Source organism: Maribacter sp. Hel_I_7, assembly GCF_000688315.1.
Taxonomy (GTDB): Bacteria; Bacteroidota; Bacteroidia; order Flavobacteriales; family Flavobacteriaceae; genus Maribacter; species Maribacter stanieri.
In genome coordinates this window covers 959,094-979,510 of sequence record NZ_JHZW01000002.1, presented here as the reverse complement: position 1 = coordinate 979,510, position 20,417 = coordinate 959,094, and the positions used below count along the sequence as shown (strand labels likewise).

Sequence of the window (20,417 nt, the reverse complement as noted above, 5' to 3'; positions counted from 1 at the left end):
ATAAAAAGAGCCGCATAATGCGGCTCTTTTTGCTTTTTATAAAGAGATAATTTTTAGTATACTTTTTCAAATTCTTGGCATATAACTATCATACTTTCCCTAGGCTCTCTTTTAAATTTTTGTAGTTCATTGGTAAAAAGATTCCAATAATAACTTTTCCATTGCTCTAATGATTTATCACCATAACCCTCTTTTTGGACATATGTTGAGTCAATACTAAAATATGGTTTAAGGGAAACTGATTTTGTACGAACGATACATTGTGCTTCGCCGGCCCAATTTGTAAGTACAATAAAATCTCCTATTTTGGGTAAAGGCTCATTTCTATTTTGCAAACCTAATAACGAATGGGAAACTGCTTTTTTAGTCTCCTTTTTGGTCATTTCTGCAAAATTATTGGCATCTGTTTCATTGTCGCCAAAATAGCAAGTTTTAGGTGCGTGTTCAAAAACGTGCTCTAGGTGGGTTTTTAAATATTCTCCCCACATATTTCTGGCAGAAGCGTTTTCCATAAGTTGATATTTACTTTAATCTATTGGATTTACTAAACGTTATAGTTCGTGTTTAATTTTAAAATCATAAAAATTTACCTGATTTTAATTGTTCTGCAGCATGGTTTGCCGCTCTTGCCGTAAACGCCATATATGTTAAAGATGGGTTTACACAGCTAGAGGATGACATAAATGCGCCATCGGTAACATAAACATTGGGAACTAAATGTACTTGATTATTCTTATTTATTATAGAGGTCTTTGCACTGTGCCCCATTCTTGCGCCACCCATTTCATGTATACCCAGTCCTGGTCCGCTTGCTTCTTCATATGATGATACGTCTTTAAAACCTGCGGCCTCAAACATAGAAACAATTTCTTTCTTTATGTCTTCACGCATTTTATATTCGTTTTCTTTAAACTCAACATCAAAAGCTAACTGTGGTAAACCCCATTTGTCTTTTTCCGTAGGACTTAGTGTAACTCTATTATCATCATATGGTAAAAATTCACCAAAACCGGTAACACCAATGGTCCATCGCCCTGGTTTTAAAACTGTTTCTTTTAAGTCTTTCCCGTATCCTAATTCACCTATTTCTTTAGACCAATCTCCTCTGCTAGCGGTACCTTGATAACCAAACCCACGCAAATAGCCTTCACGTTTGGTTTTTTCGTCTAAATTGACAAATCGAGGGATATAGAATCCGTTTGCGCGTCTTCCCTTGTAGTATTTATCTAAATAACCATCAACCTTTGCAGTTGCACCTAATTTATAATGATGGTCCATAATACCTCTTCCTAAAGCATCAGAATCATTACCAAGACCATTTGGGAAACGCTCGGATTTAGACTGTAGTAAAATACCAACAGAAGCCATTGCAGAAGCACAAAGGAATATGACTTTGGCTTTAAAAACTATTTTTTCGTTTGTTTCTGCATCAATCACTCTTACTCCTGTAGCTTTTTTGGTAGTGTCATCATAAATAATTTCATGCACTATAGAATTTGGTCTTAAGGTCATGTTACCAGTTCGTTCCGCTGCTGGTAAAGTAGATGAGTTGCTACTAAAGTAACCGCCAAAAGGGCAACCACGCCAACAGCGATCTCTGTTTTGGCACGTTCCACGACCTTTAAACGTTGCTTTTGGATCAGTTATATGTGCTGTTCTGCCTATGGTCACTAAACGACCATCGTCAAACTTAGCTGAGGTAGTTTTTTTAAAATCTTCTTCTACACAATTTAATTTCATAGCTGGTTGAAAAATACCATCCGGTAATACTTCCAAGCCTAATGCTTCACCACTAACCCCAATATATTTTTCAACTTTATCGTACCAAGGCGAAATGTCTTTATACCTAACGGGCCAATCTACTCCAACACCTTCTTTTTTGTTGGCATCAAAATCAATATCGCTCCATCGGTAGCTTTGTCGTCCCCAAGTAAGTGATCTTCCGCCTACTTGATATCCACGTATCCAATCAAATCGTTTTGTTTCTACATATGGGTGGTCAAGATCATTTACAAAAAAGTGCTTAGAGTCTTCTGTAGGTGCCCAATTTACTCGTTTTTGTACATGATATTTTTTCTTGTCTTCTTTTGATAATTGTCCTTTTAACGGATAATCCCAAGGGTCATCATTCATGGTAGGATAATCTTCGATATGTTTTACCATTGGACCGCGTTCTAAAACAAGTGTTTTTAAGCCCTTCTCTGTTAATTCCTTAGCGGCCCACCCGCCGCTTATTCCTGTTCCGACAACAATTGCATCGAATATTTCGTCTTGATTCATGCTTGAATTTTTATCTTTTTTTGATGGTATTGCCTATATTTATGGCAAATCTCCAAAGTATTGAGAAGAACCCGATACAATTCTTAAATATAAGATTATTTGACACACTTTATGTGTCAAAACCAACAACTAATTCAAACAACAACAGATAGTATATTTTATGAAAACAATCAAAGGACCAGCCGTATTCTTGGCACAGTTTGTAGACAGTAAAGCCCCATTCAACTCATTGGACGGAATGTGTAAATGGGCATCTGATCTTGGATATAAGGGAATTCAAATTCCAACTTGGGAATCTTTTTTGATCGATTTAGACAAAGCTGCTGAAAGTCAGACCTACTGCGATGAGCTAAAAGCTAAAGTAAACTCTTATGGTTTAGAAATCACAGAGCTTTCTACGCATTTACAAGGGCAGTTAGTAGCGGTACACCCTGCATATGACTTAATGTTCGATTCTTTTGCTCCTAAAAATGTTCACGGAAATCCAAAGGCGAGAACTGAGTGGGCAATAGAAACCGTAAAAAAAGCAGCTACTGCAAGTAGAAGATTAGGGTTAAATGCTCATGCAACTTTTTCTGGTTCATTATTATGGCATACAATGCACCCATGGCCACAGAGACCTGCAGGTTTAGTAGAAATGGGTTTTGAAGAACTGGCAAAAAGATGGACTCCGATCTTAAATCATTTTGATAAAGAGGGCGTAGATGTTTGCTATGAAATTCACCCTGGTGAAGATTTGCATGATGGTGATACTTTTGAGCGTTTTCTAGAAGCTACTGGTAACCATAAAAGAGTTAATATTCTTTATGATCCTAGTCACTTTGTATTACAACAGTTAGATTATATTACATATATCGATCATTACCATGAGTTTATAAAGTCTTTTCATGTGAAGGATTCTGAATTTAATCCAACAGGAAAAAAAGGAGCTTTTGGTGGTTATAACGACTGGGGCGATAGAGCAGGTAGGTATCGTTCTTTGGGTGATGGCCAAATAGATTTTAAGACCATATTTTCTAAATTAACCCAATATGGTTGTGATGTTTGGGCAGTTATGGAATGGGAATGCTGTATTAAAAGTCCAGAACAAGGTGCTCGAGAAGGTGCTAAATTTATTTCGGACCATATTATAGAAGCGACGGAAAAGACTTTTGATGATTTTGCGGGTGCAGAGATTGATAAAGAGATGCTGAAGAAAATGTTAGGACTTTAAATAGAAGGAAAATGAAAAAAATTATAGTAAGTATAGCTTGTTTACTAGCATTTGTTGCATGTAAACAAGAGAAGAAAGAAACATCTGAGGTAACTGTTGAAGAAGTTGAAGTTGTTCAAAACGAATGGGAAGTTTTATTTGATGGAACATCTTTAGATCAATGGAAAGAATTCAAAACCGATGGTGTCAGCGATGCTTGGAAGATTGAAGGAGATGCTTTGGTTTATACTCCACCTGCTGAAGGGGAAGAGAAGAAAAATCATGATTTAGTTACTAAGAAAGAATTCACTGATTTTGTTTTAAGTTTAGATTGGAAGATTTCAGAGGCTGGTAACAGCGGTGTATTCTGGGGTGTTAGTGAAGATGAGCAATTTGGTACAGGTTATCAAACCGGTCCAGAAATCCAAATTTTGGATAATGATAAACACCCAGATGCAAAAGCAGGTACTACGCACCAAGCAGGTGCTTTGTATGACATGGTCTCACCAGCAAAAGATGTAACAAAACCTATTGGCGAATGGAATACTATGGTCATTACAGTAAATCATAAGGAACATGTTGGTAGTGTTACGTTAAACGATACGGTAATGGTTACATTTCCTGTTGCCAATGAGGAGTGGAATGCTATGGTAGCAAAATCTAAATTCGCAGGCTGGGAAGGATTCGGCAAGTTTACCACTGGTAAAATTGGGTTACAAGATCATGGAAACGTAGTTGCTTTCAGAAATATAAAAATCAAACAACTTTAATAGCAATAACATATGAAAAATAGAAACGTTTTAATTTTGTTAGTTGCTTTTTTGGGTATTATATCCTGTCAAGAAAAAGTAACAGTTGATGCTGGTGGTGATGCTATAGTAGCAAAGGACAGTGTCATAGTTTATGAGGAATATATGGGCGATGAGCCTACTACACCAGAAGAAACTGAGTTTTATGAACCAAAGGTTGCGGTAGTTAAGCCAGGCGGTGCTGGTTCTGCACCAAGTGATGCCATTGTCCTTTTTGATGGTACTAGCTTAGATAATTGGATCAGTGCAAATGATAGTACAGCGGCTAAGTGGCATCTAAACAAGGATGGCAGTATGACTGTAAATGACAAGACAGGAAATATACAGACCAAACAGAATTTTGGCGATGTACAATTGCATATTGAATGGAAATCTCCTTTACCCGTACAGAGAGAAGGTCAAAACAGGGCTAATAGCGGTGTTTTCTTAAATGGAATTTATGAAGTACAGGTTCTAGATCAGAATGATAATCCTACGTATGTAAACGGACAAGTAGGTTCTATTTACAAGCAACATGTGCCATTGGCAATGGCTTCTGTGCCAACAGGTGAGTGGAATACGTACGACATAATTTATCATGCACCAGAATTTAATGTGGATGGCGGCAAGATAAAATCTGGCGATATTACTGTTATACATAACGGTGTGTTGGTTCAAGATCATGTTGAACTTAAAGGAACAACACCCTATGTTGGTTGGCCAAAGAATCCTGCCCATGGTAAAGGTCCTTTATTGTTACAAGATCACGGTGATGATAGCCGGGTTAGTTTTAGAAATATTTGGGTCAGAGAACTTTAATATGATTTAACTTGAAATAAAGGAGTAGACAAAAAAATACCTTGTTTGCTCCTTTATTATTTATGTTGGGTGACTGTTTTACATTAAATTTTTCAATTACCTTACCTTTGTCTTATTCTAAAATGTATTTATGATTCAATCCATGACCGGCTTTGGAAAGCATGTAGTTCAATTACCTAATAAAAAAATTACGGTAGAAATAAAATCTCTTAACAGCAAGAGCATTGATTTAAATGCACGTATGCCTTCTAGTTATCGTGAAAAAGAATTAGAACTAAGAAAATTGGTGGCTAATTCTTTGCTTCGAGGTAAAGTAGATTTTAATCTATATGTAGAGCTTACTGGTGATACTACTTCTACTCAAGTGAATGAAGTTGCCGTTAAACAATATATGAATCAGTTGAAAAACATTGCCGATGGTGATGATTTAAGATTGCTAGAAATGGCATTACGTTTTCCTGATGCTATGAAAACGGATAAGGAAGATATTGATGAGGAGGAGTACGAAGCTATCAAAGAAGCTTTGCAAGGTGCATTAGTAGAAATCAATGAGTTTAGATCTGAAGAAGGAAATGTATTAGAAAAAGACTTTTTAGATAGAATTACTTCTTTGAATAAATTGTTAGAAGAGGTTATTGCAATTGACCCAGATAGGCAAGCTACCATTCGTGAGCGCTTGGAAAAAGCGGTACAAGATTTAAAAGCAGATGTAGATGAAAATAGATTTGAGCAAGAGCTTATTTACTATTTAGAGAAGTACGATATTACCGAAGAAAAAGTTCGCTTGGCAAATCATTTAGATTATTTCAGCAAGACATTACAGTCAGACGATAGTAATGGTAAAAAATTAGGATTTATCTCTCAAGAAATAGGTCGTGAAATCAATACTATTGGTTCTAAGGCAAACTTTGCACCCATGCAACAGATTGTGGTACAAATGAAAGATGAGTTAGAGAAGATTAAAGAACAAATGTTAAACGTATTATAGATGAAAGGTGGAAAACTAATCATTTTCTCTGCACCCTCTGGAAGTGGGAAAACAACCATTGTTCGCCATCTTTTGGCACAACCCGAATTAAATTTAGCTTTTTCTGTATCTGCAACTTCTCGTCCTAGAAGGGGAAAAGAAAAAAATAAAGAGCATTATTACTTTATGTCTGTTTCAGAGTTTAAGAATCATATTAAGAATGATGATTTTTTAGAGTGGGAAGAGGTGTATAGAGATAACTTTTATGGCACTTTAAAAAGTGAAGTAGAACGACTGTGGGCTGAAGGAAAAAACGTAATTTTTGATATTGACGTTGTTGGAGGTTTAAGAATTAAAAAGAAATTCCCAGATCAAACATTAGCGGTTTTTGTAAAGCCACCTAGTGTTGATGAACTTAAGATCAGACTTAAGAAACGTAGCACAGAAAGCGAGGATAAGATAAATATGCGTATAGCTAAGGCTTCAGTTGAATTGGCAACAGCTCCGCAATTTGATAAGATTATAAAAAATTATGATCTTGACGTTGCATTAAAAGAAGCTGTAGATTTAGTTGCTTCTTTTATTGCTGAAGACAAAGAATAATTGCGCATGAAAAAGGTAGGATTATACTTTGGTACCTTTAACCCTATTCATATAGGTCATTTGGTCATTGCAAACCATATGGTGGAGTTTTCAGATTTAGATGAGGTTTGGTTTGTGGTAACACCACAAAGCCCGTTTAAGACCAAGAAAACACTTCTAGACAATCATCAAAGATTTGAAATGGTGTATGAAGCTACGAAAGAGTATGAGAATTTGAAACCTAGTAATATTGAATTTAATCTGCCACAACCCAATTACACTATAAATACCCTAGTTCATTTGAATGAAAAATACCCGAAGGGTTATGAGTTTTCATTGATTATGGGTGAGGATAATTTAAAGGGACTTCATAAATGGAAGAACTACGAAACTATTTTAGAGCTGCATAATCTGTACGTATATCCAAGAATTTCTGAAGGAACTATAGAGCACCAATTCAAAGAGCACGATAAAATAACGCGTGTAAATGCTCCTATTATGGAAATCTCTTCAACCTTCATCAGAAGAGAACATAAAAACGGTAAAAACATTAAGCCTTTACTGCCACCGGAAGTGTGGAAGTATATGGATGAAATGAATTTTTACAGATAGAAATTATCTTTGTTACTTTAGATTATTGAACAGGGACTAAATTTGTTGGAATAACATTCTTGGTCTTGGCAAAAGCAAGGGATAATTGCCCATCTTGGATGTCATCTAAAACCCAGTTTCCATCGGTATATTCCATTACCCAAATTTTTTCTTCATCATCAAACTTACTACTACCTTGAACAATTTTATTGGTGTCTTTGTTTTTGAGGTAATCCATAATGTTTGCTGTAATTAAGAAAGCGATTCTTGAACCTTCTAAGTTTGCGTCATCTGTAATCTCTAAGTAGAGCGGCTTAACAGATTTGATACCATCTACTTTACAAACATTTACAAGGTTTTCTTTTTTCCATTCATCCAAATGTACCAATTGTTGATTTTGCCAATACCAGTGACTTATATAGCTAGAAGCTTCTTTTAGGTCTTGATTATTCCATGCAATATACACTCTGCTAAAAATATTACGGACGTTTTTATCAAGGTTTAGCCAAGAGAAATCTCTATTTTTTTTACCTAAGACTAATAATTCCTTTTTACATTTTTTTATTGCAAGGAACTCTCTGAAGTAAACATAGATAATAAGCGGAAGCAGAATTATTCCTATAATTGACATAAGTACTTTTCCCCACCATGTCTTAAATATTGCTTTTACAACTGTACCGCCTGGACCGGCAAACATAGGGTCAATATCAAAAAGGACTAGGGTAATAACCATAACTAGAATTATAAAATGACTCTTTCTCATTGTTAAATGGAATTAGGGTTCATTTAATAACTAATAAAGGCTACTATTTAGTATGTTTCTGCTAAATTAAAGAGAGTTTGCTTTACGTAAATTATCTGTAGCAAGAAATACATCTCCTTTATTATAATACCACTTGCGAACTTTAGGAATTTTAATTCCGTTTACGGTAATCATTTCTGAAAGTAAAATGTATTCTCCGTCATTTTTGCTTTCGTCATGAAAGAATTGATATACTTCCATGGCATACGTCTTGGGGTCAAAATAGAAATACCAAGTATCACTACCTACTTCTTTGTCATAACCGGCTTTCAACACTAAATATTCTTTTCCTTTAAATGTTTTTTTAATGACCTTAGAATCTATTATAGTCCCAGGGTCCTTCAATTTCATAGGAAGTCCATATAGGTATGTATAATAGTTTTTCATCATTTTAGCGCGATCACAGCTAATGTTTAAACTATCTTTTATTTTAGGAAAAATAGAAGTGCTGCCATTTAATTTTAAAGTGCATTCACCATTATCCAATTCAGACTCTATAGTGTAATTGTCTTTTTTTACCGTTGTTTTAAAATAGTTGTTGGGTAGTTTCATTTCAACAACCGTAGATCTAGGGCTGCTTTTTGGATTTTCCATTTCTATCAACATCTTCCCTTTAAACGTAGACCAGTTATTTTCTGGGTCGTGATAGGAAATAGCTTTTTCAAGAAGTTGTTCTCCTGTAAGTTCTTGAGAAGAAAGAGTAATAGTTAGAAGTAGTGAAATGGATAAAAAAAAGTACCTGATCATCATTTTAGTTTATGATGACAAGGTACTTATAATTTTAATTTTTAAAAATAGGTTTTACTTTTTTAATTGCTCTATTTTAGCTGGTGTTACAGAGCTATCGTGCTCGTTATGATACTGTTGTAATAAATTCATAACAGAGGTCATTAAATCTTTCGTTTCTAAAAGTAAAGAGAAGTATAGTGTCGTGTTTTTCGGACTTGATTCTTCTGTTCGTGTTCTAGCGACTTGTGTTTGAATTTTATCAGAAACCATATCAAACAATTCTTGTTTTTTGTTTAATACAACTCCAATTTGTTCAAATGACTGATTGGAAAAAGCATCTTGAGTCTGATTTAATATTTCTTCTAATTTTAAATCAATTTGCTTAAGCTCTTTTATCTGATTGTATTTTAATTTTTTATGGTTGTTGTTAACGTGTTTATGGCTGACTTTACCAATGTACTCTAAAGATTGAGCGATATCGGTCAAATAACCAAGGGTGTTAATGTAAAAGTTACTTGCACCAATACTATTGTCATCAAGGTTTTTAATGAAATAGAAAATATGGTCACGAAGATCATCTATTTCATTTGAAAGTTTCTCTCCTTGTTTCTTATTCTTTTTCAATAGGCTAACATCTTGTTTCGCCAGTCCATTAATAGAGTTCGTGAAAATCTTATTAGTTCTCTTTAAAACGTTAGAGATATTCATGGCACTTTCAAATATCACCCCTTGAATAGAACTACTTTCTGCTCTGTTCAATGAATCTTCTGCTTTAAGCTCTTTAGCTTTTTTGTTATGAGAGATATAGTTTCTAGCCAATAACAATACTGCAGCAAATAATAATACAGCAAGTGCGGCACCTTTACCAAAGCTAATAAGCGTTAATATGATACCTGAAGCGATAAACGCTATAATAGCGGTACCAAACCATCCACCGATAACATTAAGTACGCCTGCTACTCTGTATACTGCGCTCTCTGCTCCCCAAGCTCTATCGGCAAGTGAAGTACCCATTGCCACCATAAAAGTAACATAGGTAGTAGATAACGGTAATTTATATGATGTAGCGATAGAAATCAAAATACCGGCAACCATTAAATTTACCGCAGCACGAACCATGTCAAATGCAGGTAGTTCATGTACTTTATTCTTAGATAAGGCAATTACAGGTTTGTTAAATTGCGTGTCTATTTTAGCTTGTAATGATTTCGGCATTACCGATGTAATTATCTCTGAAGCTGAAATAGCTATGCGTACCAGCCCTCTTGATAAGAAATTGGGTTGAAATCTTTCTTTAGTATCCTCTTGACTAGATAAATCTATAGAGGTCTTAACAACGCTTTTTGCTTTGCTAGAAAACCATAAGGTGAGTACCATAACCATACCTGCAATGAATAAAAGTAGGGTTGGAGTAGGAACTTTTTTAGCTAAAATACCCATACTAAATTCTGAAGCTGCAACACCAGAAGCAACCCATGCTTCATACGATTGCCAAGCAGCAATAGGTACACCAATAAAATTAACTAAATCATTACCTGCAAAAGCCAAGGCTAGGGCAAACGTACCTACACCAATAATTAACTTGTAAATATTGACTTTGGCAGCTTTCATTAAAATAAAAGAAAGTAAAGACCATACTAAAAAGTTTACAAGTACCAGTGCAATCAATTGAGTCTCTAAGAATTCTTTAATTGTTATGCCTCCAATAATATCATAGCTTTCGCCGGCAAAAGCAGTACCTCCAATACCTTTCATTAATATGAAATAGGTAATTGATGATAAAGCAAAACCACCAAAAAGAGCACCTACCCAAGTTGGTTTTTTATCAAAATTATAAGATAATAGTAATCTCGATACCCATTGTACCAATGCGCCAATAGAAAAGGCAACTACGACAGAAAGTAGTATGCCGAATATAATTTGAATGGCTTTATCATTATTGATATAATTAACAACATCTGTGAAGCTACCGTTATCTGCACCAATTTTAATTAATGACATAGCAACTGCCGCTCCTAACAATTCAAATACAATTGATACCGTTGTTGAGGTTGGCATACCAAGCGTGTTAAAGAAATCTAATAGCAAGATATCGGTAATCATTACGGCCATGAAGATGAACATAATCTCATCAAAGTAAAATTCACCAGGATTAAATATTCCTTTTCTGGCAACCTCCATCATACCGCTTGAAAATAATGCACCTGCTGCGATACCAAAACTTGCGACAATCATTATCGTTTTAAAAGAAATAGCTTTAGAACCAATAGCTGAATTTAAAAAATTCACTGCATCATTACTAACTCCAACAACAAGATCCGCTACAGCTAAAACAGCTAATGCGATAAGCATTATAAAATAAATATTATCCATAATTGAATTACTCTATTAATTTGCAAATATCATTATCGCTATTTGCTATTGTGTTATGTTAAGGTTATTATTTTCTAAAAATGAACTTCTAATTGTAATCTATACATTAAGCGATCTTGATCACCATCTTCCGATAGGTAACTAAGATCTGTTTGCACTTTTAATTTATGGCCTACAATGTATTTTGAAAACCCTAAAGTATATTGGTCTTGAGGGTTTCTACCCGTTATTTCTTCGTCTAATTTAATGTTTGTATAGCGACCGGATACCTCCCAGTTATTATGGAATAAATACCCTGTTTGAAGATTAAGTCCGTCTCCTATTAGAACTACATCACCAGTTAATGACCCGTCTAAATTTGTAGCTATAGGATTGTCGGCAGTTCTATGTGCATACTCCCCCATGAAAGAAAATCCATTGTATTTAAACATGGCATCAATGAATATTGTGTTGATGTCGGTTTCGAAAAAACCACCATCGGTAAACATATAAGACCCTTGGTTGCTTCTGGTTTTTACTGCATTTTGATTACTGTCAAAAGTAGCTGCCAGCATTAATTTAGGTGTTTTTTCCCTTTTTTGATCACTGCCCTTATATTCACCTTTGCTTAAAAATTCACCAAAAGGTAATAGCTCTAAACGTGTTGTAAATTGATGACCTCCAATATTTCCGCTCGTAATATTTCTTCCTTCTCCTTGCGAAACTGCAAATATTTCACGAATTAAGAATTTTTCAGAAAGGTTAAAATGATGTCTTAGTTGAAAGCCCATGTCGCGATCAATATTAAACCTGCTGTTTAATAAAGAGCGATCTACTTGCATTAAATTTGCCGATGAAATAACACGTTCAATATTACCTGGCAATTTGGTTTGTCCAAACCATAGCACAAAATTCTCGTAGAAATTCCATTTCACTACGGCATCTAGTATATATCTGGGTGCGTTACTAGTAAACTGGGAAGCTCCTGAAATATCTCTGTTAGATAGACCAAGTTCTATTTTGTATTCTAGTTTTGGCGAATAAGCGAATCCGTCGAACTTAAGACGTGCTCTACGAATAAGAAAGTTTTGCTTGGAATTTTGTAGACCTCCATCGGTGACATCCCAATCAGAAATTGCTAAAATTTGCATTCTAGCACTAACAATCATTGTCCATGTACTGTCTTTACCAACAAGGTTGAACAGACCTTTTCCAAAAGTTGGAGCGTTAGATTCTTGGCTTTGACCTATAATTGAAATTAAAAAAAATAGGCATACCCAGAACGGATTGATTTTCATCAAGTATTAGTTTTTGTCGATTGCAAATTACTTAAATGAATGTTAAGTTAATGTATTCTTAATATTAACTCTTGGCGTGTGTAATATTATTAGGTAAGAATATTGGTAGAGGATAAGAGAAATTGGGAACAAAAAAAGCTACCTTGTACAAGGTAGCTTTAGGATTTCTAAAAACTAGTCGACAAAAACTAATAGTAACAGAAATCAATTGTGTCTTTAGACAATTACGAAGATCAGATATATTGTTTACCTGTGTGTAACGCTAATATTAAGTAATCTTTAATTCTTGAACTTTGCCTTTAGGGACAATAGTCCTTTCATTAGCTAGATTTTTATCTATTTTGATGCGGTTTTTACAGCCATCAAATCAGTAATGTTTAAGGTTTTTGCTTTTAAGCTAGCTTGAATATTTGTTGTTTCACCTGGGGCAACAGTTACAGGTAGCTCCATTGTTTCATATCCTAGAAACTGAACTACAATATTATATGAACCTGGTGTTAAATCATCAAATTCAAAATTTCCTCGAAAGTTAGTGTGTGTAGAAATAGATGTGTTTTCTATGGAAACATTTGCCATTAGCAATGGTTCGTTAAATAGCTCCCCGTCTAAGATGTTACCTTGAATAGAACTGGTTTCTTGACCAAAAGTTAAAGAGCTAATGATAAGCGTAAATACGAAAAATATGGTTTTCATGGTTGCTTGTAAATTTCTTTTACAAAGAAACTGTGACAACGTTAACTTAAGGTTAGCTAGTGATTATCAATATATGTAGAAATTGTTAAGGTATTGTTTATCATTTTTCATTTATAGATTGTTGATCCTATAATGAAATAGCAAAAAATGTATCTTGCAGTCTTCAAAAAAGATGTACATGAATTGGGAGCAATTACTTTCTCTGCGCAGACAAGGCGATACAAATAAACGTTTACGAAATGAACAAGATGAAACTCGTTTAGGATTTGATGTTGATTATGATCGTATCATATTTTCTGCTGCTTTTAGAAGTCTTCAAGATAAAACTCAAGTAATTCCGCTCTCAAAGACAGATTTTGTACATACCAGATTAACTCATAGTCTTGAGGTTTCTGTAGTAGGTAGAAGCTTGGGGAGATTAGCTGGTAAAAAAATAATAGAAAAGCATCCTTATCTTAAAGAAGTTCATTGTTACCAATTTAATGATTTTGGTGGAATCGTAGCTGCGGCAGCACTAGCGCATGATATAGGTAACCCACCTTTTGGACACAGTGGGGAAAAAGCAATTGGCGAATATTTTAAAACGGGTAATGGACTTAAATTCAAGGACCAGTTATCTGAGGTTGAATATCAAGATATAATCGATTTCGAAGGTAATGCGAACGGATTTAGATTAATGACACAAGACAGGGCAGGAGTTCTGGGAGGTCTTCGTTTAAGCTATGCTACATTGGGTGCTTTTATGAAATACCCAAAAGAATCTTTGCCTAAAAGACCCACAAATCATATTTGTGATAAGAAATTCGGATTCTTTCAAAGTGAGAAATACATATTTGAAGAGGTAGCCAAAGATTTAGGTTTGCCAACTAGAGAAAATGAAGGAACGGTTTCTTACGGCAGACACCCTTTAACTTTCTTAGTTGAAGCTGCCGATGATATTTGCTATACTATTATTGATTTTGAAGACGGTATAAATTTAGGACTCATTTCTGAAGACTATGCTTTAGAATATCTAATTAAACTAGTGAAGGACACCATAAATACCAAGAAGTATAATTCTTTGGAATATATGGAAGATAGGCTTAGCTACTTGCGGGCACTGGCTATTAATACACTAATACAAGACGCTGTTTCTATTTTTATAGAGAATGAAGAAAGTATCTTAAATGGAAATTTTGAGGTGTCTTTATTGGATAAAAGCGGATTTAAAGCGCAGATAGAAGATATCATAAGCTTAAGTGTTCAGAAAATATACCAATCTCAAGAAGTTGTTGAAAAGGAGATAGCGGGTTACACTATTATTTCTGATATTTTAGATGTGTATATAGATGCTCTTATTGGTAAAAGAAACAATAATGCATCTAACTATCATAAACTTATTTTAAGAACTTTACCGGGCTTTTATCAACAAACCGATGCGTCTCTTTATGAAATAATTTTGAATACGTGTTGTTATGTTGCTAGTCTATCTGATAGCGCTGCCGTACACATGCATAATAAGATAAAAGGGAAACAACTTTAGAACCCGTATAAGATACCTACGCCTAATACTTGTTTGAACTGTATTTTAGGAACACCTGGGTTAACAATGGTACCATTATCATTTTTAACGATATCAAAAAGTATGTCGTCGTCATAAATAACTTGTGTACCTAAACTAGTGCTTATAAACTTATTCACTTTCATGTTTAGGGTAAGCTCCCAATCAACATCTACGTTTCCAAAACTTTTTATATAGTCTGTATATAAATTAAGTCTACTTTTTAATTCAATATTATCAGCAACGTTGATGTTAAGGTTATTGGTAATTAGAATACCTAATTCTAATAAATGATTTTCCCCAGGCGTAATAACATTGCCGTCTGCATCTAAAATCGCCTCTTGTACACCAAAAGAACCACTATCTGCTAAATCTTGATCTAGTACAAATGTCGATTTTTGTGTTAATGGTGATAAGTAAAGATTGAACTTTTCATCCTTGGTAATGTAAGATGTACCAGCACCAAATAGTAAATAACCTGGAGCCATAAATCTAGAAATAGGCACGTCCCTATCAGGATATTTGTAACCGTTAGAAAATTGTGTATTGAAATTTAACTGAACGGAATAAAACCAATTACTAGTATTGCTTTTTTTGAAACCCAGATTTGAACTCAAACGTATTACATCTTCTGTTTTTCTAAGTTTGCGTCCTTCTTGTGCATTTAAACCATAGCGTAGTTCTAGGTTATTATCCCATTGAAAATTGCTGAACTTATACTTTCTGGCAAATTTTAAAAACCCTAAACCACTAACGGCATTATCACCACCGGCGTTCCAGTTAACAAAGGCAACTTCGCTTACATTAATACCAAAGCTATTTTCGGTTTCCCAGAAAGAAGGTACTCTAAAACGCTGAAAACCTTTTTGTAAAGTTTTTGTCTTTTTAAAATCTATATTGGGTATTTGAAGATTTACATCTTTTCTGGGAGAATAAATTTTATCTACTGTTCTACGGATTACAATAGTATCTACAACAATGCTGTCTACAGTAACACTATCAACAATAATAGGTGCTGGTATTGTATCTTGACCTTTAGCGACTAAGGTTACCAGAAATAGTAACGGAAATAAACATTTAAGCAATTTTGAAGCCATTATTTTCATAGAAATTGTTGTACATATTGTTTTACGGACATCTTATCTATCCCTGCTTTTTTATACAGTTCTTTGGTAGCACCGTGAGTTATAAAGCTATCTGGAATGCCAAATATCTTAATTATTTTATGGATTCCAATATTATTTGCAAATTCTAACAATCCACTTCCAAATCCGCCAATTGCTGAACCATCTTCTAATGTAATAATATGATCAAAATTCTGTAGTATTTCTTCCAATAAAGCCGCATCTAATGGTTTTATAAATGGGAAGTTATAATGGGCGATTGCGGGGTTATTATCCAATTCTTTTAGTATTTCAGTAACCATATTACCGATAGGTCCTGTGCTTAGAATGGCAATTTCACTACCTTCTTTTAGAAGTTGACCTTTGCCAATATTTAGCTTTTTCATTGTTAGTTGCCAATTGACTTCTTGTCCACGACCACGTGGGTATCTTATGGCTATAGGATGATCTAAACCAAGCTGAGCTGTGTACATGATGTTTCTAAGCTCAATTTCATTTAATGGAGAACAGATAATTAGGTTTGGTATACATCTTAAATATGAAATATCGAATACACCATGATGCGTTGGTCCATCTTCGCCAACTAAACCCGCACGATCCAAACAGAAAATTACGGGTAAATTCTGTATAGCTACGTCGTGTATGACTTGGTCATATGCCCGCTGTAAAAAAGTAGAGTATATATTACAGAACACAATTAAGCCGTCAGTTACCATACCTGCAGCCATAGTTACTGCATGCTGTTCTGCAATACCAACATCAAAAGCTCTTTCTGGTATAGTTTCCATCATATACTTTAATGAGCTACCAGTTGGCATGGCAGGTGTTATTCCTACTATTTTTTCATTTTTTAGTGCAAGTTCTACTAAAGTTTTACCGAATACATCTTGAAACTTAGGAGGTTCAATGGTACTGGTTTTCTTTTGTAGCTCACCTGTTTGTTTGTCAAATTTACCGGGTGCGTGGTAGGTGACTTGATTCTCTTCTGCCTTTTGTAACCCTTTGCCTTTGGTGGTAATTACATGTAACAATTTAGGGCCTTCTATCTTTTTTAATTGTTCTAATTCATTAACTAAAGCGGGTAGGTCATGTCCATCTATTGGGCCAGTATAGTGAAAATTTAAGCATTCAAATATGTTCTCTTCTTTTGCTGTTCCTGTTTTTACATTGGTGAGGTATTTTTTTAATGCACCTACACTAGGATCTATACCCATGGCATTGTCATTAAGTACTACCAACATGTTTGCATTGGTAACACCTGCATGATTAAGTCCTTCAAAAGCCATACCACTTGCAATAGAGGCATCGCCAATGACGGCTATGTGTTGCCTCTGAAATTTACCTTGCAATTGTGCAGCTAACGCCATACCCAACAATGCAGAGATAGAGGTAGAGCTGTGGCCAGTACCAAAAGCATCATATTCACTTTCTTGCATTTTTGGGAACCCACTAATTCCACCAAATTGTCTATTGGTTTCAAAAACGTCTTTTCTACCAGTAAGTATTTTATGTCCGTATGCTTGGTGGCCTACATCCCATATTAACTTGTCTATGGGTGTATTGAAAACATAATGTAATGCTATGGTCAATTCTACTACGCCTAAACTGGCACCTAAATGTCCTTCTTTAACTGAAACAATATCAATAATAAACTCACGTAGTTCAACAGCCAATTGTTCTAAATCCTTTATGCTTAAAGTTTTTAGGTCAATAGGTGAATTGATATGTTCTATAATTGATTTCAAATTGCGGGTATAATGGACACAAAAATACTTTTTTAAAAATGAAACTATCGTATTTTTGAAGCTATGGTTTTACCTTACGATGACACTTATTTTATGAAGAAGGCACTACAAGAAGCAGAATATGCACTTGAATCTGGTGAAGTGCCCGTTGGTGCAGTAATTGTTGTACAAGATAGAATTATAGCAAGAGCACATAATTTAACTGAAAAATTGAACGATGTTACCGCCCACGCAGAAATGCAGGCAATTACTTCGGCAGCAAATTTTCTTGGCGGAAAATACTTGAAAGATTGCACGTTGTATGTAACCCTAGAGCCTTGTCAAATGTGTGCAGGTGCCCTATATTGGAGTCAAATAGGTAAGATTGTGTATGGCGCTAAAGATTTGCAACGTGGTTGCGGTGTAATGGGTACTACTTTACATCCTAAGACTAAAATAACGGGTGGTATTCTTAAAGATGATGCTGCGCGTTTACTACAAGAATTTTTTGCAAAAAAAAGAACATAGAAAATTAGGTCTAAATGTAAAACCACGCAAGAGCGTGGTTATCTAATTTTTAATAAAGCGGGAATTATTATAGTACTTGCACTTGTCCAGCAACGGTACCTTTTCTTCCTTCTTCCTCTTCATAGCTCACTTTATCACCTTCTCTAATTTCAGTGCCATGTAAAGCAGTGGCATGAACAAAAATATCTTTTCCAGTTTCTTCATTGGTTATAAATCCATAACCCTTAGATTCATTGTAAAATTTAACGGTGCCAATCATTGTATTGAAATTTTAATATTATCATTCTAATTTAATATAATTTTACGTTGATTGGTAGAGAATTGGACTATTAATTTTTTGGAGTATCTTGATTATCAGTGTTTTTAGGCTTTTTACCTTGCATTTTTCTCACATTTTCATCGGTAAGCATATAGTCGTTAAATTTTTTACCCTTACTCTCTTTTATTAGAAATAGCGGCATAGCCACTAAAAATAGAAGCAAAGTACCTGATCCAATATATTTATGCGATAAATTTTCTTGACTAACATCTAAGTTGAATCCGTAAATAATTAGCCCAAAGGAGATTAAAACTATAGCAATAATGATGTATTTCATGACGGTCTCTTTTACTTGGTAAATTTTATCAATTCTCTTCTGTAAGCGGTCAATAATTTAGACTTAGAAACAAAACCCATATATTTTCCGTTTTTTACTACAGGTAGATTCCATGCACCACTATCTTGAAATTTTTGCATTACAATTTGCATACTATCCAATCCGTAATATATATGGTCGGGAGCTTTATGTGTAAAGGTCTCAACCTTTGTGGTGTCGTACAGCTTGGTATCAAACATAAATTCTCTAATATCATCTAATAAAATAATTCCAAGAAATTTATGGTCAACATCTACAACGGGGAAAATGTTTCGTGTAGATTTTGCAACAGAATCGTGCAGCATTTCACCAAGGGTCATGTCTGGGTGCACAATTTTGAAATTAGTTTCTATAACGGTATCTAAATCCATAAGAGTTAATACTGCTTGATCTTTATTATGGGTTAAGAGGTCTCCGCTTTCTGCCAATTCTCTAGTGTAAATAGTATAATCGACCGTATTTTTTGTAATAATATATGAGATAGAAGCAGTAATCATTAAGGGTACAAATAATGCATAACCACCGGTAATTTCCGCAATTAAGAATATTGCGGTTAAAGGTGCGTGTTGCACACCGGCAATTAGACCTGCCATGCCTATTAAAGTGAAATTACTTTCAGAAACAGAAAAACCTAAACCAGAATTATTAATTAGTTTGGCTACAACATTTCCTAATGCACTACCCATTACCATAGTGGGGATAAAAATTCCACCAGCTCCACCTGCGGCCAGAGTTGTAGTCATCGCAACTGCTTTAAAGATGGTTATGCCAAATAGTAAAGCTATTACCACCCAAATATTACCAATGTAAGCGTCAAAAGGAGTTTTGCCCAAAGCTTGAATATGGTCACCAATTAGTAGGTTGTTAATGAAGGTAAAACCTTCACCATATAGTGGAGGGATCATATATAGCATGATTCCAATAGCTAGTCCGCCTACTAGAAGTCGATATTTAGGACTTTTTAATGGTTTAAATAGATTAATAATGCCAAAGTACATCTTGGTAAAGTATATAGATGCAACGGCTGTACCTACGCCTAGAAGAACGTAAAACAATGTATCCTTCACTTCAAATGGCTCACTAATGGAAAAATTGAACAATACCTCGTTACCCATAAAAAAATAGGAGGTAAGTACACCACTAATTGATGCCAATAAGAGCGGAAGCATAGAGATCATCGTTAAATCTAAACTGAACACTTCTACTGCGAAAATAATCGCGGCAATTGGCGATTGAAAAATAGATGATATAGCACCTGCAGAAGCACAGGCAATCAATAATGACCGTGTTTTGCTGTTGATGTGAAAAAGGCGACCTAAATTGGAGCTTATAGCGGCACCAGTAGCCACAGCAGGACCTAATAACCCCACAGAACCACCAAACCCTACTGTTAGTGGAGCTATAATTAATTGGGTATATACCTGTTTTACATCTATACGACCCTTATTTTTTGAAAGGGAGAATAGAATGGAAGAAACGGCATGTTTCAATTTCTCTTTATGAACATATTTTACGTACAGGTAAACCAGCGTAAGACCAATTATAGGTAGAATGAAATATAAATGATTACTTGAAAAAATGATTCCGGTTTCAAGAGATGCTTCAATGAAGTACGTAATATTTTTAAGTGTTACCGAGGCTAACCCTGCCAACAGACCAACCACAACACTTAATATATAAACAAAGGTCTTTTGGGAGATATGTTTATATCTCCACTTGTAAATACGTTTTAAAAGTTTGTTTTTTTGAATGGGCATTTTCTAACCAAATCAG

The 20,417-nt window shown here is 34.8% G+C and carries 20 protein-coding genes; 8 read left to right on the top strand and 12 right to left on the bottom strand.

Annotated elements, in window-relative coordinates:
• Positions 1–53: 53 nt before the first annotated feature.
• Both P178_RS0105725 and P178_RS0105720 read right to left on the bottom strand, forming a co-directional pair.
• Positions 54–512 (bottom strand): ASCH domain-containing protein, encoded by a 459-nt coding sequence (locus P178_RS0105725; protein WP_027065313.1) that lies wholly within the window; start codon positions 510–512, stop codon positions 54–56.
• Positions 513–576: 64 nt separating this feature from the next.
• Positions 577–2,280 (bottom strand): GMC oxidoreductase, encoded by a 1,704-nt coding sequence (locus P178_RS0105720; protein WP_027065312.1) that lies wholly within the window; start codon positions 2,278–2,280, stop codon positions 577–579.
• 160 nt (positions 2,281–2,440) lie between these two features.
• Between P178_RS0105720 and P178_RS0105715 the strand changes: the two genes are divergently transcribed.
• The 6 genes from P178_RS0105715 to nadD all read left to right on the top strand — a co-directional run bounded on the left by P178_RS0105715 (position 2,441) and on the right by nadD (position 7,240).
• The gene (locus P178_RS0105715; protein ID WP_027065311.1) at positions 2,441–3,493 is read left to right on the top strand and encodes a sugar phosphate isomerase/epimerase family protein; all 1,053 of its coding nucleotides are present in this window, start codon (positions 2,441–2,443) and stop codon (positions 3,491–3,493) included.
• A gap of 11 nt (positions 3,494–3,504) precedes the next feature.
• Entirely contained in the window at positions 3,505–4,242 is a 738-nt protein-coding gene (locus tag P178_RS0105710; RefSeq protein ID WP_027065310.1) for a DUF1080 domain-containing protein, read from the top strand.
• 12 nt (positions 4,243–4,254) lie between these two features.
• Positions 4,255–5,079 (top strand): DUF1080 domain-containing protein, encoded by an 825-nt coding sequence (locus P178_RS0105705; RefSeq protein WP_027065309.1) that lies wholly within the window; start codon positions 4,255–4,257, stop codon positions 5,077–5,079.
• Positions 5,080–5,209: 130 nt separating this feature from the next.
• Positions 5,210–6,067 (top strand): YicC/YloC family endoribonuclease, encoded by an 858-nt coding sequence (locus tag P178_RS23160; protein ID WP_027065308.1) that lies wholly within the window; start codon positions 5,210–5,212, stop codon positions 6,065–6,067.
• Positions 6,068–6,649: a guanylate kinase gene (gene gmk / locus P178_RS23155; RefSeq protein ID WP_027065307.1), complete on the top strand. Its 582-nt coding sequence runs from the start codon at positions 6,068–6,070 to the stop codon at positions 6,647–6,649. It begins immediately after the preceding gene.
• A 6-nt stretch (positions 6,650–6,655) separates the two neighbouring features.
• Positions 6,656–7,240: a nicotinate (nicotinamide) nucleotide adenylyltransferase gene (gene nadD / locus P178_RS0105690; RefSeq protein WP_027065306.1), complete on the top strand. Its 585-nt coding sequence runs from the start codon at positions 6,656–6,658 to the stop codon at positions 7,238–7,240.
• Between the two features lie 22 nt (positions 7,241–7,262).
• Here the strand turns inward: nadD and P178_RS21555 are convergent, their stop codons facing one another.
• The 5 genes from P178_RS21555 to P178_RS21550 all read right to left on the bottom strand — a co-directional run bounded on the left by P178_RS21555 (position 7,263) and on the right by P178_RS21550 (position 13,093).
• The gene (locus P178_RS21555) at positions 7,263–7,982 is read right to left on the bottom strand and encodes a hypothetical protein (RefSeq protein WP_155941582.1); all 720 of its coding nucleotides are present in this window, start codon (positions 7,980–7,982) and stop codon (positions 7,263–7,265) included.
• Between the two features lie 66 nt (positions 7,983–8,048).
• Positions 8,049–8,768, bottom strand: a complete 720-nt coding sequence (locus P178_RS0105680) for a DUF6503 family protein (protein ID WP_036145783.1) — start codon at positions 8,766–8,768, stop codon at positions 8,049–8,051.
• A 54-nt stretch (positions 8,769–8,822) separates the two neighbouring features.
• A complete protein-coding gene (locus tag P178_RS0105675) occupies positions 8,823–11,123 on the bottom strand; it encodes an inorganic phosphate transporter (RefSeq protein WP_036145780.1) in 2,301 nt (766 codons plus the stop codon).
• A gap of 74 nt (positions 11,124–11,197) precedes the next feature.
• A complete protein-coding gene (locus tag P178_RS0105670) occupies positions 11,198–12,400 on the bottom strand; it encodes a porin (protein ID WP_027065303.1) in 1,203 nt (400 codons plus the stop codon).
• A gap of 336 nt (positions 12,401–12,736) precedes the next feature.
• Positions 12,737–13,093, bottom strand: a complete 357-nt coding sequence (locus P178_RS21550) for a carboxypeptidase-like regulatory domain-containing protein (protein WP_051638186.1) — start codon at positions 13,091–13,093, stop codon at positions 12,737–12,739.
• A gap of 178 nt (positions 13,094–13,271) precedes the next feature.
• Between P178_RS21550 and P178_RS0105660 the strand changes: the two genes are divergently transcribed.
• The gene (locus P178_RS0105660; protein WP_027065302.1) at positions 13,272–14,615 is read left to right on the top strand and encodes a deoxyguanosinetriphosphate triphosphohydrolase; all 1,344 of its coding nucleotides are present in this window, start codon (positions 13,272–13,274) and stop codon (positions 14,613–14,615) included.
• Here the strand turns inward: P178_RS0105660 and P178_RS0105655 are convergent.
• Together P178_RS0105655 and P178_RS0105650 are read right to left on the bottom strand one after the other, a co-directional pair.
• Positions 14,612–15,730 carry a DUF3078 domain-containing protein gene (locus P178_RS0105655; RefSeq protein ID WP_027065301.1) on the bottom strand — a complete coding sequence of 373 codons (1,119 nt, stop codon included), beginning with the start codon at positions 15,728–15,730 and terminating at the stop codon, positions 14,612–14,614. The genes P178_RS0105660 and P178_RS0105655 overlap by 4 nt on opposite strands.
• A gap of 5 nt (positions 15,731–15,735) precedes the next feature.
• Positions 15,736–17,502 carry a 1-deoxy-D-xylulose-5-phosphate synthase gene (locus P178_RS0105650; protein WP_027065300.1) on the bottom strand — a complete coding sequence of 589 codons (1,767 nt, stop codon included), beginning with the start codon at positions 17,500–17,502 and terminating at the stop codon, positions 15,736–15,738.
• Between the two features lie 63 nt (positions 17,503–17,565).
• Here P178_RS0105650 and P178_RS0105645 point away from each other — a divergent pair, with 63 nt between their 5' ends.
• Positions 17,566–18,009, top strand: a complete 444-nt coding sequence (locus P178_RS0105645; protein WP_027065299.1) for a nucleoside deaminase — start codon at positions 17,566–17,568, stop codon at positions 18,007–18,009.
• 67 nt (positions 18,010–18,076) lie between these two features.
• Here the strand turns inward: P178_RS0105645 and P178_RS0105640 are convergent, their stop codons facing one another.
• The 3 genes from P178_RS0105640 to P178_RS0105630 all read right to left on the bottom strand — a co-directional run bounded on the left by P178_RS0105640 (position 18,077) and on the right by P178_RS0105630 (position 20,401).
• Positions 18,077–18,268, bottom strand: coding sequence for a cold-shock protein (locus P178_RS0105640; RefSeq protein ID WP_027065298.1), 192 nt, complete (start codon positions 18,266–18,268; stop codon positions 18,077–18,079).
• A 70-nt stretch (positions 18,269–18,338) separates the two neighbouring features.
• Positions 18,339–18,605: a hypothetical protein gene (locus P178_RS0105635; protein ID WP_027065297.1), complete on the bottom strand. Its 267-nt coding sequence runs from the start codon at positions 18,603–18,605 to the stop codon at positions 18,339–18,341.
• Positions 18,606–18,616: 11 nt separating this feature from the next.
• The gene (locus P178_RS0105630) at positions 18,617–20,401 is read right to left on the bottom strand and encodes a chloride channel protein (protein ID WP_027065296.1); all 1,785 of its coding nucleotides are present in this window, start codon (positions 20,399–20,401) and stop codon (positions 18,617–18,619) included.
• Positions 20,402–20,417 lie beyond the last annotated feature (16 nt).

Bases quoted from the DNA above. Each gene is read 5' to 3' on its own strand.
- P178_RS0105725 (WP_027065313.1), bottom strand. From the start codon at position 512: ATGGAAAACGCTTCTGCCAGAAATATGTGGGGAGAATATTTAAAAACC.
- P178_RS0105680 (WP_036145783.1), bottom strand. From the start codon at position 8,768: ATGATCAGGTACTTTTTTTTATCCATTTCACTACTTCTAACTATTACT.
- P178_RS0105630 (WP_027065296.1), bottom strand. From the start codon at position 20,401: ATGCCCATTCAAAAAAACAAACTTTTAAAACGTATTTACAAGTGGAGA.
- P178_RS0105645 (WP_027065299.1), top strand. From the start codon at position 17,566: ATGGTTTTACCTTACGATGACACTTATTTTATGAAGAAGGCACTACAA.
- P178_RS0105635 (WP_027065297.1), bottom strand. From the start codon at position 18,605: ATGAAATACATCATTATTGCTATAGTTTTAATCTCCTTTGGGCTAATT.
- P178_RS21550 (WP_051638186.1), bottom strand. From the start codon at position 13,093: ATGAAAACCATATTTTTCGTATTTACGCTTATCATTAGCTCTTTAACT.
- P178_RS0105660 (WP_027065302.1), top strand. From the start codon at position 13,272: ATGAATTGGGAGCAATTACTTTCTCTGCGCAGACAAGGCGATACAAAT.
- P178_RS0105720 (WP_027065312.1), bottom strand. From the start codon at position 2,280: ATGAATCAAGACGAAATATTCGATGCAATTGTTGTCGGAACAGGAATA.
- nadD (WP_027065306.1), top strand. From the start codon at position 6,656: ATGAAAAAGGTAGGATTATACTTTGGTACCTTTAACCCTATTCATATA.
- P178_RS0105710 (WP_027065310.1), top strand. From the start codon at position 3,505: ATGAAAAAAATTATAGTAAGTATAGCTTGTTTACTAGCATTTGTTGCA.
- P178_RS0105705 (WP_027065309.1), top strand. From the start codon at position 4,255: ATGAAAAATAGAAACGTTTTAATTTTGTTAGTTGCTTTTTTGGGTATT.
- P178_RS0105640 (WP_027065298.1), bottom strand. From the start codon at position 18,268: ATGATTGGCACCGTTAAATTTTACAATGAATCTAAGGGTTATGGATTT.
- P178_RS0105675 (WP_036145780.1), bottom strand. From the start codon at position 11,123: ATGGATAATATTTATTTTATAATGCTTATCGCATTAGCTGTTTTAGCT.
- P178_RS0105715 (WP_027065311.1), top strand. From the start codon at position 2,441: ATGAAAACAATCAAAGGACCAGCCGTATTCTTGGCACAGTTTGTAGAC.
- P178_RS21555 (WP_155941582.1), bottom strand. From the start codon at position 7,982: ATGAGAAAGAGTCATTTTATAATTCTAGTTATGGTTATTACCCTAGTC.
- gmk (WP_027065307.1), top strand. From the start codon at position 6,068: ATGAAAGGTGGAAAACTAATCATTTTCTCTGCACCCTCTGGAAGTGGG.
- P178_RS0105655 (WP_027065301.1), bottom strand. From the start codon at position 15,730: ATGGCTTCAAAATTGCTTAAATGTTTATTTCCGTTACTATTTCTGGTA.
- P178_RS0105670 (WP_027065303.1), bottom strand. From the start codon at position 12,400: ATGAAAATCAATCCGTTCTGGGTATGCCTATTTTTTTTAATTTCAATT.
- P178_RS23160 (WP_027065308.1), top strand. From the start codon at position 5,210: ATGATTCAATCCATGACCGGCTTTGGAAAGCATGTAGTTCAATTACCT.